This window comes from Prauserella alba (assembly GCF_024171735.1).
Taxonomy (GTDB): domain Bacteria; phylum Actinomycetota; class Actinomycetes; order Mycobacteriales; family Pseudonocardiaceae; genus Prauserella; species Prauserella alba.
Window position 1 is genome coordinate 936898 of sequence record NZ_JAMTCH010000003.1, and the last position, 14128, is coordinate 951025.

General features: G+C 71.7%; 12 protein-coding genes. 7 read left to right on the plus strand and 5 right to left on the minus strand.

Features of this window, described 5'->3' with window-relative positions:
• Positions 1-54: 54 nt before the first annotated feature.
• The 4 genes from aceB (at position 55) to LY12_RS04255 (ending at position 4530) form a co-directional block, all read left to right on the plus strand.
• Positions 55-1662, plus strand: coding sequence for a malate synthase A (gene aceB, locus LY12_RS04240; RefSeq protein WP_253853378.1), 1608 nt, complete (start codon positions 55-57; stop codon positions 1660-1662).
• 496 nt (positions 1663-2158) lie between these two features.
• Positions 2159-2776, plus strand: a complete 618-nt coding sequence (locus tag LY12_RS04245) for a hypothetical protein (RefSeq protein ID WP_253854878.1) — start codon at positions 2159-2161, stop codon at positions 2774-2776.
• 92 nt (positions 2777-2868) lie between these two features.
• Positions 2869-3402: a DUF5313 family protein gene (locus LY12_RS04250; protein ID WP_308292063.1), complete on the plus strand. Its 534-nt coding sequence runs from the start codon at positions 2869-2871 to the stop codon at positions 3400-3402.
• A gap of 315 nt (positions 3403-3717) precedes the next feature.
• Entirely contained in the window at positions 3718-4530 is an 813-nt protein-coding gene (locus tag LY12_RS04255) for a S1 family peptidase (RefSeq protein ID WP_253853379.1), read from the plus strand.
• Between the two features lie 84 nt (positions 4531-4614).
• Here the strand turns inward: LY12_RS04255 and LY12_RS04260 are convergent, their stop codons facing one another.
• Positions 4615-5889 (minus strand): glycosyltransferase family 4 protein, encoded by a 1275-nt coding sequence (locus tag LY12_RS04260; RefSeq protein WP_253853381.1) that lies wholly within the window; start codon positions 5887-5889, stop codon positions 4615-4617.
• A 376-nt stretch (positions 5890-6265) separates the two neighbouring features.
• On the opposite strand from LY12_RS04260, the gene LY12_RS04265 reads away from it, so the two are divergent.
• On the plus strand, positions 6266-8323 hold the full coding sequence (locus tag LY12_RS04265; RefSeq protein ID WP_253853383.1) for a glycoside hydrolase family 2 protein: 2058 nt from the start codon (positions 6266-6268) through the stop codon (positions 8321-8323).
• A gap of 36 nt (positions 8324-8359) precedes the next feature.
• On the opposite strand, the gene LY12_RS04270 is transcribed toward LY12_RS04265, so the two are convergent.
• The 4 genes from LY12_RS04270 to LY12_RS04285 form a co-directional block, all read right to left on the minus strand.
• The gene (locus tag LY12_RS04270; protein ID WP_253853384.1) at positions 8360-9868 is read right to left on the minus strand and encodes a 1,4-alpha-glucan branching protein domain-containing protein; all 1509 of its coding nucleotides are present in this window, start codon (positions 9866-9868) and stop codon (positions 8360-8362) included.
• Entirely contained in the window at positions 9865-10635 is a 771-nt protein-coding gene (locus tag LY12_RS04275) for a class I SAM-dependent methyltransferase (RefSeq protein WP_253853385.1), read from the minus strand. The genes LY12_RS04270 and LY12_RS04275 overlap by 4 nt, the downstream gene beginning before the upstream one ends.
• A gap of 116 nt (positions 10636-10751) precedes the next feature.
• A complete protein-coding gene (locus tag LY12_RS04280) occupies positions 10752-10937 on the minus strand; it encodes a hypothetical protein (protein WP_253853386.1) in 186 nt (61 codons plus the stop codon).
• Between the two features lie 196 nt (positions 10938-11133).
• Positions 11134-12015, minus strand: coding sequence for a DegV family protein (locus tag LY12_RS04285; protein ID WP_253853387.1), 882 nt, complete (start codon positions 12013-12015; stop codon positions 11134-11136).
• 195 nt (positions 12016-12210) lie between these two features.
• Between LY12_RS04285 and LY12_RS04290 the strand changes: the two genes are divergently transcribed.
• Together LY12_RS04290 and LY12_RS04295 are read left to right on the plus strand one after the other, a co-directional pair.
• A complete protein-coding gene (locus tag LY12_RS04290; protein ID WP_253853388.1) occupies positions 12211-12996 on the plus strand; it encodes an electron transfer flavoprotein subunit beta/FixA family protein in 786 nt (261 codons plus the stop codon).
• 32 nt (positions 12997-13028) lie between these two features.
• Positions 13029-13988, plus strand: coding sequence for an electron transfer flavoprotein subunit alpha/FixB family protein (locus tag LY12_RS04295; protein ID WP_253853389.1), 960 nt, complete (start codon positions 13029-13031; stop codon positions 13986-13988).
• Positions 13989-14128: the final 140 nt, after the last annotated feature.

Consider the following 14128-nt stretch of genomic DNA (forward strand, 5'->3'; position numbering starts at 1 on the left):
CAACCCACTCCGCAGCGATCTCCGCCGGAGTGCCCGCCCGAGAGGGGTCCGATCATGGCTGACAGGTTCGACCACAGGCTGACCGTCACCGGTGAGTTCGCCGGCCGGTACGACGAGATCCTCACCCCCGCCGCGCTCGCGTTCGTGGCCAAGCTGGACAACGCCTTCGCCGAGCGCCGCCGCGAACTGCTCGACGTGCGGCGCCACCGCCGCGAGCGGATCGCCGCAGGTGAGGAGCAGCTCGACTTCCTGCCCGAGACCGCCGCTGTCCGTGAGGACGCCTCCTGGCAGGTGGCGGCCCCGGCCCCGGGGCTGGAGGACCGCCGGGTGGAGATCACCGGCCCGGTCGACCGCAGGATGACCGTCAACGCACTCAACTCGGGCGCGAAGGTGTGGCTGGCCGACTTCGAGGACGCCACGTCGCCCACCTGGGAGAACGTGGTCGGCGGCCAGCTGAACCTCTACGACGCGATCCGCAGGGACATCGACTTCGAATCGGGCGGCAAGCGCTACACGATCGGCGAGGACCCGGCCACGCCCGTCGTCCGGCCGCGTGGCTGGCACCTCGTGGAGAAGCACGTCCGCATCGACGGCCGCCCGGTGTCGGCGAGCCTGTTCGACTTCGGCCTGTACTTCTTCCACAACGCCAAGCGGCTCGTCGCGAAGGGGCTCGGCCCGTACTTCTACCTGCCGAAGCTCGAGAGCCACCACGAGGCGCGGCTGTGGAACGACGTGTTCCGCACGGCCCAGCGGGAGATCGGGCTGCCCCAGGGCACCATCCGCGCGACCGTGCTGATCGAGACGATCACCGCGGCGTTCGAGATGGACGAGATCCTCTACGAACTGCGCGAGCACGCCGCAGGTCTCAACGCGGGCCGTTGGGACTACATCTTCTCGATGATCAAGACGTTCGGCGACGCCGGTGCGGACTTCGTCCTGCCCGACCGCGCGGACGTCACGATGACCGTCCCGTTCATGCGCGCCTACACCGAGCGGCTGGTGCAGACCTGCCACCGGCGCGGGGCGCACGCGATCGGCGGTATGGCGGCGTTCGTGCCGAGCAAGGACCCCGAGGCCAACGCCGTCGCGCTGGAGAAGGTCCGCCAGGACAAGCAGCGGGAGGCCGCCGACGGGTTCGACGGTTCGTGGGTCGCCCACCCCGGCCTGGTCGGGACGTGCCGCGAGGCGTTCGACGCCGTCCTCGGCGACGAGCCGAACCAGCTCGCCGTGCTGCGGGACGACGTCGCCGTCACCGCGGCCGACCTGCTGGATGTCGCCAGCGCGGGCGGCGAGGTGACCGAGGAGGGCGTGCGCGGCAACATCAACGTCACGCTCCGGTACCTCGACGCGTGGCTGCGCGGCACCGGCGCTGCCGCCATCCACGGGCTGATGGAGGACGCAGCCACGGCGGAGATCGCGCGCTGCCAGGTGTGGCAGTGGATCCGCCACGACACCAAGCTCACCGACGGCACCGTCGTCACCCGTGAGCTGGTCACCGAATGGCTCGACGAGGAACTCGCCGCGGTGCGTGCCGATCTTGGGGATGAGACCCGGCTGTCCGACGCGCGCGAGCTCTTCGTCGAGACCGCGCTCGGGGAGAAGCTGCCGGGCTTCGTCACCACGGGTGCGTACGCGCGCTACCTGACCAACGCCACGGTCTGAGCAGCGCGATCCCGGGCACCGTCTGCCGCACCCGCCATGGCGGCAGACGGTGCCCGTTCGCGTGCACGGCGGTTTCACCCGGACGGGTCACGGCAACCGGTGCGTCTCTGTCAGGATGACGCGCATGGCAGGGCGGACACCTCAGGGGCCTGCACGCGGCCCGCAGCCACAGCAGCCGTACGGCGACCCGCGACAGCAGCCCCCACCGGGTTCGACGCCGTACGGACAGCAGCCGGCTCACGGGCAGCCGCCGCAGTGGTCCGCTCCGCCGGGGGCACCAGGGCCGCACCCGCCGGGGCCGCCGTCCCCGCAGGCGCAGGGCCCGCAGATGCAGGGCCCGCAGATGCAGGGCCCGCCGTCAGGGGCACCTCCGCAGTCGCCGGGGTATGGGATTCCGCCGGGACAGCCGCCCCACCCCTCCTCGTCCGCCCCGTACCCGCCGTCCGGTCCGGCGCCGTGGCCGCACCGCCCGTACGGCGCGCCGCAACCCCGGCGCGTGCACCCCGGCGTGCTGGCCGGGGTCAGCGTGTGGCGGCTCCTCGTGGCCGGGTGTGCCCTGTACGGCGTCGGCAATGCGACCGGCTGGAGCGAGAACTTCGAGGCGCTGAGCCAGCTGGCCAGCCTGCTCGCGGGCATCGTCTACCTCGGACTGCTCGCGTATCCACTGTTCACCGGCGGCAGACGGCACGAGCCGCAGAGTGCGTGGCTGCGCGGTGCCACCACCGTGCTGTTGTTGCTCGTCGCGGGCGCGTTCTTCGGGCTCATGGGAGGAGACCCGGGCTACCTTCCGTTCGAGCACATCGTGACCCCGCTGCTGGTGCTCGTGGACTGGTGCGTCGTCGGCAGGAGTCAGGCCGCCACGCGGTGGTGGCATCCGCTGACGTGGATCGCGTTCCCGCTGGCCTATCTCGTCTACTATCTCGCCGCGGACCTGAGCATGTACGGGTTCCTCGATCCCGGTGACGACGCGTTCGCCGGCATGATCGCGATGCTGCTGGTCTCGGTCGTCGCCGTCGGCTACCTGCTCTACGGCATCGGCAAGCTGGGCGGCGCGGTGCGGCGTGCGAACGCGCCTGCCGGACCGGCGTCGCACGGCGGCCCACCGCTGCGGTGAGGCGCCGCCACCCGCATTCGGCAGTGCATCGGCCACGGGACGCCACTCCGGCTGCGGCTCCGCCGCTTGGCGCGGGGGCTAGCCTGGCTCGCGTGACAGCGAACGAGGAGAACGCGAGCGAGGACAGGGCTTGCGAGGACCAGGGCGGCGAGGACCAGGGCGGCGAGGACCAGGGCGGCGAGGACCAGGGCAGCGAGGACCAGGGCAGCGAGGACCAGGGCAGCGAGGACCAGGGCAGCGAGGGGAAGGTGCGGCCCGGTCCGATCCACTGGCTCCGGTACTCGGTGGGCGGGCGACTCCCGGACGAGCTGGCCCCGTGGGTGCTGAAGGACGCGACGAGCCGGGCGTGGCGCTGGCGGCTCGCCGCACGCAACCTCGTCTACCTGATACCGCTCGCATCGGTGTGGTTGCTGTTGCCCGGTCCGCTGGGCCTGCGGCTGTCGCTGTCGCTGATGGCGATGGTGGTGGGGGTGTTCTACTCCCAGGCCTACGGTGACGAGAGCGTCGAACTGCGTGTCGCCAAGCACGGCTTCGCCTACGGCCAGGCCCGTGCGATTCGGCGCGAGCGTGCCAACGCGGCCGATGCCGCCAACCGGGAGGCTTACGAGGCGATCTACCGGTCGTGAGCTGTGCCTGTCGCGAGCCCGGTTCTCGCCGAGGGGCCGGGTGACGCGAACGGACCTTTCGCAGGATGCCGGGCTGCACGAGTGGACCGTTCGTGACGATCTGACAAGGCGCGGGAGTGGCGCCCTCGGGGCGGGTCCGACGGCCGCAGGTGGTGCGGACCTGCGGTTCTCCAGCGTCTGACCAGGAAGAACACAGATCACGCCGCGAGGCAAGACCCGGTTTTTGCCAGTACTTCCGTCGCTTGTCGGGCGCGGGTGCGGTGCGCTGCCATGGGTGGGCGGTCAGTGACTTTCCCACATTGGAGGTAGCTCCCCATGGTTCGAAACGCACGCACCTTCGCCCGCGCCGCGGGTGTGAGTGTGGCGGCGCTGGCGGTCGCCTGCGGCTCGTTCACGGTCGCTCACGCGGCCGAGTCCACCGGCGTCACGCCCAACGTCGTCGGAGGGTCGCCTGCCGACATCGCCGACTTCCCCTACGCCGTCGCGCTCACCGACGCCTCGGGCTTCCAGTTCTGCGGCGGTTCGCTCATTGCCGAGGACAAGGTCCTCACGGCAGCGCACTGCGCCGAGGGCCAGGACCCGGCCGACGTCGTGGCCGTCACCGGCCGCACGGACCTGACCACGAACGAGGGCAGCGAGACCCCGGTCAGCGACATCTGGGTGCATCCGGACTACACCAGCGTCACCAGTGGAGCCGACGTCGCCGTGTTGACCCTCTCGTCCCCGGTGACGGGCGCCGAACCGATCGAACTGGCCTCGGCCACCGACGCCCCGAGTTACGCGCCGGGCACCGACGCGACGGTCGCGGGCTGGGGCACCACGTCCGAAGGCGGTTCCTCGTCGGACACGCTGCTCCAGGGAACCGTGCCGGTGACCTCGGACGAGGACTGTGCCGCGGCGTACGGCTCCGAGTACGACCCCGAAGGCATGGTCTGCGCCGGGTTCCCGGAGGGCGGCGTCGACGCCTGCCAGGGTGACTCGGGTGGCCCGCTGGTCGTCGACGGGAGGCTGGCCGGTGTCGTGTCGTGGGGCAACGGCTGCGCCCGTCCGGACAATCCGGGCGTGTACGCGCGGGTCGGCACCTACGCCGACGACATCGCGGCGCAGCTGACCTCGGTCCGGGCATGAGGCGGGGGTGGGGAACGTCCGCCCGGCGTTCCCCACCCGCCCGGCCCGATCCGGAACGGCACAGCCCGGAGGGGCGGTCCGCCGCTACGCGTGGACGTCGTCGTGGTGCCTGTCGAAAACGTTGCCGGTGGGGATCTTCGGACGGGCGAGGTCCTGCGGGCCGCCGGGCCGGGCGCGCCGGTACACCTCGGCGGTGCTGGCGGCGATCCGAGCCCAGTCGAAGTCGGCCGAGAGCCGGGACTGGGCGGCGTGCGCGCGGCGTTCCGCCGCGCCCGAGTCGGCGAGCACGATGTCCACGGCGCCCGAGATGGCGGCCACGTCCCCGGGATCGAACGCGAGGCCGGTCTCGCCGTCGATCACGACCTCACCGAGGCCGCCCGCCGTCGAGGCCACGAGGGGACGCCGCGCCGCTGCGGCCTCGAGCGCGACGATGCCGAACGGTTCGTACCGGCTGGGCAGCACCACGGCGTCGGCGGCCGCGAGCACCGCCCGCAGGCGTAGGTCGGGAAGGTGACCGACGAAGTCGACCGCGTCCGACAAGCCGAGAGTGCCTGCCTGCTCGACGAGCTCGTCGTGATGCCTGCCGACCCCCGCCACGACCAGCCGTGTGCCCGGATGCCGGTCGCGCACCCCGGGGAGCGCGGCCAGCAGGTCCTGCACGCCCTTCTCCCATTCCAGCCTGCCGAAGTACAGCAGCAGGGGAGCGCCTGCCGGGCTGTGGCGCTCGCGCGCAATGGTGATCTCGTCGGCGGGAACCTGCCAGCCGCGTTCCTCGATACCGTTGTGGATCACGCTGATCGCCTCCTGGTCGAGGTCGAACAGCTGCGCCACTTCGCGGCGCATCGCATGCGAACACGTGATGAGCGCGTCGGACCGATTGGCCAACCACCACTCCGCCGAGTGCACCTGTTGGTTCAGCGGGTGCGACAGCCACCCCGAGTGCCTGCCTGCCTCGGTCGCGTGGATCGTCCCGACCAACGGGACGCCTGCCGTGTCGGCGAGTGCGACGGCGGGGTTGGTGACCAGCCAGTCGTGCGCGTGCACCACGTCGGGCGGCCAGTCGCGCACCAGCCGTGCACCGGCGCGGATCATCGCGTGACCCATCGACAACGTCCAGGCCACCAGATCCCGTTCGAACGTCACATGCAGCGGGTCCTCGGCCACGCGGACGATCCGCACGCCCTCGGCGACCTCGTCGGACGTCGGGTGCGTCTCGGCATCGGTTCCCGCGACATGCCGGCACAGCACCGTCACCTCGTGGCCGTCGGCGACGAGGTGACGGGCCAGGGCGTGGACGTGCCGGGCGAGCCCGCCGACCACGACCGGCGGGTACTCCCACGAGAGCATCAACACGCGCATGGTTGGAGGTTACTCATCGGTATCGACACCGGCCAGCTACACCCGGCGGAGTAGGCAGTGCGCCGGGTGCACGCCGAAGGCCGCCGCGCGCGTGTTCACGTCGTCGAGTCATCGTTCCGTCACCGGCAGAGTCCGGCCGCCCATGGGTGTCGACACCGGGCGTCCCGCCGGGAGCGCCGCCGCACGTTCACCCGATGGGCGGGACGCGCGGCCGCAGGGCGAGGAGGACCATGGCGGTCCGGGTCGTTCGTGCGGCGGCTCGGGGTGCGGAGTCCCGCACGTGTCCACCAGGACCGTGCGGGACTTCCGTTGTGCGGCCGTTGTGCGGCGCCGTGACGGACGTTCGACACCACGGTTTCTGGAACCATCGACGGTGATGAACGCCGACATCACACCGCATCCCGAGCCGCACCCGGTCCCGAATCCCGTCACCAATCCCGCCACGGTGTCGAATGCCGGCGCCGACGCGCACGCACTGGCAGCCGCATCGGCACCGACGGCACCCGCCGGGCCGGTGGCGCCGGAGACGACAGGGGCGTCCGCCGCGCCCGTCCTCGACCCCGCGCGCACGGCGGCGATCGGACCCGACGGGCAGCCGGTCGCACCGTTGACGACGCCGTGGACCGCCGACGTCGACCCCGACCACCCGCTCCCGGAACATCCGCGCCCGCAGCTCACGCGCGGCGACCGGTGGCAGGTCCTCAACGGCCGGTGGGAGTTCACCGCCGCGCGCCCCGACGGGACGCCGTACGCGCGGGAGGAGATCGTCGTCCCGTTCCCGCCCGAGGCCGCTCTCTCCGGCATCGGCCGCCGGGTGGAGCGAATGTGGTACCGGCGCACCTTCGACGTGCCCGCGGACTGGCGCAAAGGCCGGACCCTGCTGCATTTCGGGGCGGTCGACCAGATCGCCACGGTGTGGCTCAACCACCAGCTCGTCGCACACCACGAGGGTGGGTACACCCCGTTCAGCGTCGACATCACCGACGTGTTGCGGGCCGACGAGCCGGCAGGCGGTGTCCGAGACGGCCGGGGGAGCGGGCAGCAGGAGATCGTCGTGCGTGCCGAGGACACGGGCAACAGCGGCACCTTCCCGGTCGGCAAACAGGCCAACCGGCCCAGCGGGATCCTCTACACGGGCGCGTCCGGCATCTGGCAGACCGTGTGGCTCGAGGCCGTGCCGCACACCCGCGTCGACCGGCTCGATGTGACCTCCGATCTCACCGGATTCGCGGTCACGGCGGCCGTGTCCGGAGCCGAAGAGGCCGGCGCCGTCGTCGAGGTGGAGGCCGGCGGGGTGACGGTGACGGGCGCGCCGGACCGTCCGGTGCGGGTGGAGGTGCCCTCGCCGCGACCGTGGAGCCCGGACGATCCGCACCTGTACGACCTCACCGTCCGGCTGCGCACCGTGGCGGGCGCGTTGCTCGACGAGGTCCACAGCCACGTCGGCCTGCGCACCGTCGGCCTGGTCCGCGACGCCGAGGGCCGCCCCCGGATCGCCGTCAACGGGCGGATCACGTTCCTGTACGGCCCGCTCGACCAGGGCTACTGGCCGGACGGCGTCTACACCGCCCCCACCGACGAGGCGCTCCGGCACGATCTGGAGCAGACGAAAGCCTACGGCTTCAACACGGTCCGCAAACACGTCAAGGTCGAGCCCGCCCGCTGGTACTACTGGGCGGACCGGCTGGGACTGCTGGTCTGGCAGGACATCCCGTCGCTGCCGATCGTGCTCGACAACCCGCCCGGCCCGCAGGCCCGCCCCGTGGACCGGGCGTGCGCCCGGTTCGAGGACGAGCTGACCGGCATTGTCGCGACGCTGCGTTCCGTGACGTCGCTCGTGGTGTGGACACCGTTCAACGAGGGTTGGGGTGAGTACGACACCGCGCGGATCACCGAGCAGCTGACGGCGGCCGACCCGGACCGGCTCGTCGTCGCCGACAGCGGCGTCAACTGCTGCCACTCGCATCCCGACTCCGGCGCAGGGCACGTCTACGACGACCACACGTACGTCGGCCCGGGCAGGCCGCTCGCGACCGACCATCGGGCCACGGCGGACGGCGAGTACGGCGGGCTGGGCCTGGCGGTCGAGGGGCACCTGTGGCCGGGTGAACCCGTGGCCTACGAGCTGACCGGTTCCGCAGCGGAGCTGACGCGCCGCTACGTCGAGGTGGCTCGCGAGTTGCGCACCGTGGTGCGCGACGTGGGGCTGTCCGCGGCGATCTACACGCAGACCACGGACGTCGAGAACGAGGTCAACGGCTTGCTGACCTACGACCGGCGGGTGCACAAGGTCGACCTCGACGCGGCGGCAGGGGCCAACCGTGCCGTGCTCGCCGAAGGCGCCTGCGAGCCGGGCACCCCTGGGACGCGGGCCGGCGAGCCGGGCACGGGCGAGGGGCACTCCGGTCCCACGGCGGGTGATGAGGAGGCCTAGGCCGGGACCCGACCGGTCCGCGGGTGAGCCGCGCCGTCAGAGCGAGCGGGCGTCGAGCCGGCCGAACGGACTCGACCGCCGCCGCTCGGCGGCGAGCCGCCTGCCGTACGGGTCGCCGGCGCGGTGCAGGGCCGCCAGCTCGTCGAAGTGGGCGGTGTGCTCACGGGCCCGCCTGCGTGCGTAATCGGCGGCCGAGTCCTTGGTGACCATGAAGGCCCAGTCGCTGGACAGGGCGAGCAACGCCTCGCGCACGGCTTGATCGGCGACCGGGTCACGATGGTCGCGCGGCACGTCGAGCGCCAGCAGCCGCTGCTGCAGCCGGGTGTTCGCGTCGACCATGTCGGCCACCTGTTCGCCGTCCCACACGCGCCAGTCCTTGCCCGACCCCCACGAGGATGCCGGCAGCTCCACGGGCGCGCCGACGTGCCCGGCGTCGACGGCGCCGCGCAGCGTCGTCACCCGCACCCCGGCTTCCGGAAGTGCGCGCAGGACACCTTCCAACCACTGCGGTCCCTCGTGCCACCAGTGCCCGAACAGCTCGGTGTCGTAGGCGGCCACCACGAGCGCCTCGCGGCCGTCGCGTGCGCGCAGCGACCGCAGCCGGGTCACGACGGTGTCGACGAAATCCTTGACGTGCGTCTGCACGGTGCCGGCGGCGCGGGCCGGGTCGTACGGCGCTTTGTCCTGCGGCGGCACCGTCTTGCCGGTGACGCGGGACGGTTTGATGCCCACCTCGTGTGCCCACGTGTGGAAGTCGCGGTACGCCGCGTGTCCGGGATAGCCGGCTTTCGGGGACCAGACCCGATAGGTGACGTCGAGGTCGCGGCCGAAACAGACCACGTCGGACTCGCCGACCGTGCGCGCCGCCGCCGTGTCACCGTGCAGCGCGGGGCCGTCGACGAGAAACCGCTGCACCCCCGCCGCCGCGTACGCGTCGGCCATGCCCGGTGCGTAACCGCACTCCGGAGCCCAGATTCCCTGGGGCCGGGTGCCGAGCCGCAACGCCGTGTCCGCGAGCCCTTCCGACAGCGCGAACCCGCGGACCCGGTCGTCGAGCAGTGGCTGGAACGGGTGTGCCAGCGGGCCGCCCAGGAGTTCGACCACGTCACTGTCCACAAGTGACCGTAGGACGGGGGAGAAACCGTGCCGCCACGTGGTTTCGAGTTCGCCGAGGGCGCGGGTGGCGGCGCGGTGCTCACCGGCCGCGAGGTCGGACAGCAACCGGTCGCCGCGCCACAGGCTCGCGGCGTGCTCGGCGCGCAGCCGCCACGTGCCGAGCCAGTCGTGCATCGCGCGCAGGGCGTACGGATCGTCGAGCTGCGCCGCCAGCACCGGCGTCACGCCGAGGGTCAGCACGTCGCGCTTGCCCTCGTCGGCGAACCGCCGCAGCAGATCCATCACCGGCAGGTACGAGTGGGCCCACGCCTGGTAGAGCCATTCCTCGCCGACCGGCCAGGTGCCGTGGTGCGGCAGCCACGGCAGGTGGCTGTGCAGCACGAGGCAGAACGTGCCCTCGGCACCGCCGTCGGATTCCGCGCGGGTCACGGCCGTACCGCCACGGCCACGAGATCGAGGCTCGCGTCGAGGTCGTGGCCGTGGACGTCGAAGTCCTCGGCGCGGATGGCGGCGACGTCGGTGAGGAGTGCTTCGGGCCATTGCGCCTGCCCTGGCAGTGAGCCCATGACGACGTCGAGTTGGGCGTCGATGATGGATCCGCCGTAGCGTTCGTCGAGTGCGCGTACGCCCGCACCGTGGTGCAGCCCGGCGAGCCACTCGACCGTGAACCCGGCTTCGCGGATCATCTCGTCCAATTCGGATGGTGAGAGTTCCCGGGTGTGGTACGGGTTCAGCGGTGTGTCGCTGTCGGGGGTGAAGGTGAGCCGGTTCGGGGTGGTCAGCAGCAGTCGTCCCCCCGGCCGGAGGACGCGGCGGCACTCGGCGAGGAATCCGTACTGGTCCCAGAGGTGCTCGAGCACCTGGAGGTTGGCGACGACGTCGAGCCGGGCGTCTGCCACCGGCAGCGTCGCGAGGTTGCCCTGCACGGCCGGCGCCGCAGGGTAACTGCGGGCGACGTGCCCGATCGCGGCGTGATCGTAGTCGAGTGCGACGACCTGCGCCGCGTGATCGGCGATCAGGCCCGCGCCGTATCCCTCGCCGCAGCCCGCCTCGAGGACGACGGCGCCGGAGCAGTACGGCAGGAACGCGTGATAGGCGGCTTCGTGCCTGCGATACCAGTAGTTCTCCTCCGGCACACCCGGCACGGTGCGCTCACCGGTGAGGTGCAAGGCTGCGGCGCGCGTCGTCGTGTCCACGCCGAGAGACTAGCCGCCGTGCCGCGCCGCCCTACCTGCCGGTAACGAGAGTGGGTGCCCGGCCGGGACGCGGACGCCCCGGCCGGACGTGATGATGCCGCCCAGTGCCCGGTGGGTCAGTGGGACGAGGGTGGCCGGCCGCTGCCGCGCGAACCGCCCGAGCCCTTGCGGATCTTGTCGAATGCGTCCTTGGCCTGCTGGCGCTTGTGGGGGTCGCGGGCCATCCGCTTCGCCTCGGAGATCGCGCGCCTGCCCGCGGGGCTCTTCGCGAACCGGGCCACCTTGTGGAACAGCGATGCCATGCGTGGTCCTTTCCGTCGGCCGTCCGGCCGGTCGTCGGGTCCGGCGGCGGGGCGTGGCACCCCGCCGGTGCCGGTCGTGTCCAGGGTAGCGGCGAGAACGCGAACGCCGGGCATGATCGGCGGTACACGTGCCGTTCGGGGTGCGGCGCCGGAGCACGGGGTGCGGCGGTGCCGCACGCTCACCGGACGTGCCGGGTCACCGGGCGGGGGACACGGTGATCCCGAGTGCCCTCGGGCCGACGTGTGCGCCGATGACGGTGCTGCCCTGTACGAGCGTGAGATCGCCGAGGGAGGCCAGGCGCCTGCGGAGTTCGCCGGCGACGCGCTGCTCCCGGTCGCCGACCTCCGCCGAGGACACGGCCACGTCGACGGTGGCGTCGCCCGCGTGCTGCACGGCCAGGTCGACGAGTTTGGCGATGGCGCGTTTGGTCCCCGGGACGCGCGCCAGGGGTGCCACTTCGCCGCCGCTGAGGGTCAGGATCGGCCGGATCGACAGCGCGGAGCCGATCACGGCGGCCGCGCCGCCGATGCGGCCGCCCCTGCGCAGGTAGTCGAGCGTGTCGACGTAGATGAGCTCGGTGCTGCTGCGGATGCGGGCGTCCGCCGCGCTCATGACCCGCTCGACCGGCGCGCCGGCGGCCGCCGCCCGCGCGGCCGATACGGCGGCGAAGCCGAGGCTCATGTTCGTGGTGCCGCTGTCGAGGACGTACACGGGAACGCCGACCTGCTGGGCAGCCTCGCGGGCCGCGTCCGCCGTGGCGGAGAGCTTGGTGGAGATGTGCAGGCAGACGATCGCGGTGGCTCCCGCGCTGACGGCGTCCTGGAACGTCCAGAAGAACGCGCCGGGGTCCGGGGGTTGTGTGCTGACCGGTTCGTGGTTGCGCAGCCTGCGCAGGAGTTCGTCGCGGTCGTAGCGGTTCTCGTCGTCGACGCGGTCGCCGACGACGACCTGGACCGGCACGACGGAGATGTCCCATTGCTTGGCGGTCCGTTCCGGCAGGCTGGCCGTGGAATCGGTGATCACTGCGACAGGCACGCGACTGACGTTACCCCGAGGTCGTCCAAAGTTTGCACCCATTAGGGGGAGTGTCATGCAACATGCGCACACGTGACGTGTACGTGGTGTAATGACAAGCGGATCGGCCAGTTATCTGAACGATCGTCCCACTAAAACGCGATTCCGGGTGAACGTGGTCACCTCGGCGCGCGTATCCAGTGGTTTTGCGCCTAATCTACCGCCCAGTAACGCCCTGCATTGCGCCTAAGGAGTTCCATGACCAACATCGTTGTACTGGTCAAGCAGGTGCCGGACACGTACTCGGAGCGCAAGCTCAACGAGAGTGACCACACCCTCGACCGCGAGTCCGCCGACGCCGTGATCGACGAGATCAACGAGCGCGCCGTCGAGGAGGCGCTCAAGATCAAGGAAGCCGGTGAGGGCGAGGTGACCGTGCTCTGCGTCGGTCCCGACCGCGCCACCGACGCCATCCGCAAGGCCCTGTCCATGGGCGCCGACAAGGCCGTCCACGTCTCCGACGAGGCCCTGCAGGGTTCGGACATGGTCGCCACCGCGAAGGTCATCGCCGGTGCACTGGGCAAGGTCGACGGCTACGACCTCGTCATCGCCGGCAACGAGGCCTCCGACGGCCGCGGCGGTGCGATCCCGGCGATGCTCGCCGAGATCCTCGGCGTGCCGCAGCTGACCCACGCCCGCGAACTGTCCCTCGACGGCACGACCCTCAAGGTCGACCGGGAGACCGAGGACGGTGTGACCCACCTCGAGGCGAGCCTGCCCGCCGTCGTGAGCGTCACCGAGAAGATCAACGAGCCGCGGTATCCGTCCTTCAAGGGCATCATGGCCGCCAAGAAGAAGCCCGTGGAGACCGTCACGGTCGCCGACCTCGGCGTCGACGCGGGTGAGCTGGGCCTGTCGGGCGCCTACGCGACGGTGCTCGAGGCCGCACCGAAGCCGCCGCGCGCCGCGGGTGAGCGGGTCGACGACGACGGTGACGGCGGCACGAAGGCCGCCGAGTACCTGGTCGGCCAGAAGCTCATCTGAGACAGACCTCATCCCACTCAAGGAGACGAACCATGGCTGAAGTACTCGTGCTCGTCGACCACGTCGACGGTGAGGTCAAGAAGTCCACGTTCGAGCTGCTCACCGCCGCTCGCGCGCTGGGCGAGGCGTCGGCGGTCGTCGTCGGCACCCCCGGCACCGCAGGCAAGGTGAAGGACGCGCTGGCCTCCTACGGCGCCGCGAAGGTGTACGCCGCGGAGTCCGACGACGCCACCGGCTACCTGGTGACGCCGAAGGTCGACGCGCTCGCCACCGTCGCGGAGCAGGCCTCGCCCGCCGCCGTGCTGGTGTCCGCGACGGCCGACGGCAAGGAGGTCTCGGGCCGGCTCGCGATCCGCCTCGGCGGCGCCGTGCTCGTCGACGCGGTAGGCGTCAACGCCGACGGCTCGGTCGACCAGTCCATCTTCGGTGGTGCCTTCTCGGTCAAGTCGAAGGCCGCCAAGGGCACGCCGGTCGTGTCCGTGCGCCCGGGTGCCGTCGAGGCCGAGCAGGCCGACGGTGCCGCCGCCGAGGAGACGGTGGCGCTGCCTGCCGTCGACCCGGCCAAGTCCGCCAAGGTGACCGGTGTCGAGCCGGTCGTCGGCGGCGACCGGCCCGAGCTGACGGAGGCGTCGATCGTCGTCTCCGGCGGTCGCGGCGTCGGCTCGGCGGAGAAGTTCGACGTCGTCGAGAAGCTGGCCGACTCGCTCGGTGCCGCCGTCGGTGCCTCGCGTGCCGCCGTCGACTCCGGCTACTACCCGGCGCAGTTCCAGGTCGGCCAGACCGGTAAGACGGTCTCGCCGCAGCTGTACGTCGCGCTCGGCATCTCCGGTGCCATCCAGCACCGCGCCGGCATGCAGACGTCGAAGACGATCGTCGCGGTCAACAAGGACGCCGAGGCGCCGATCTTCGAGATCGCCGACTTCGGTGTCGTGGGTGACCTGTTCGACGTCGCCCCGCAGCTGACCGACGAGGTCGCCAAGCGCAAGGGCTGACACCTCTCGCTCACCGCACACGGCCGCCTTCCCGCACCCGCGGGGAGGCGGCCGTGTCGCGTGTGAGGGCCGGGTGAACGCAGCGTTCACCGGGTGTGCAGCCACCGGCCACGGCCGGTGCCCGTCGGGGTTTCCCTGCC

What these genes read in the sequence shown, in the direction of transcription:
- aceB (WP_253853378.1), top strand. Translation starts at nt 55, where the DNA reads ATGGCTGACAGGTTCGACCACAGGCTGACCGTCACCGGTGAGTTCGCC.
- LY12_RS04255 (WP_253853379.1), top strand. Translation starts at nt 3,718, where the DNA reads ATGGTTCGAAACGCACGCACCTTCGCCCGCGCCGCGGGTGTGAGTGTG.
- LY12_RS04260 (WP_253853381.1), bottom strand. Translation starts at nt 5,889, where the DNA reads ATGCGCGTGTTGATGCTCTCGTGGGAGTACCCGCCGGTCGTGGTCGGC.
- LY12_RS04265 (WP_253853383.1), top strand. Translation starts at nt 6,266, where the DNA reads ATGAACGCCGACATCACACCGCATCCCGAGCCGCACCCGGTCCCGAAT.
- LY12_RS04280 (WP_253853386.1), bottom strand. Translation starts at nt 10,937, where the DNA reads ATGGCATCGCTGTTCCACAAGGTGGCCCGGTTCGCGAAGAGCCCCGCG.
- LY12_RS04285 (WP_253853387.1), bottom strand. Translation starts at nt 12,015, where the DNA reads ATGGGTGCAAACTTTGGACGACCTCGGGGTAACGTCAGTCGCGTGCCT.
- LY12_RS04290 (WP_253853388.1), top strand. Translation starts at nt 12,211, where the DNA reads ATGACCAACATCGTTGTACTGGTCAAGCAGGTGCCGGACACGTACTCG.
- LY12_RS04295 (WP_253853389.1), top strand. Translation starts at nt 13,029, where the DNA reads ATGGCTGAAGTACTCGTGCTCGTCGACCACGTCGACGGTGAGGTCAAG.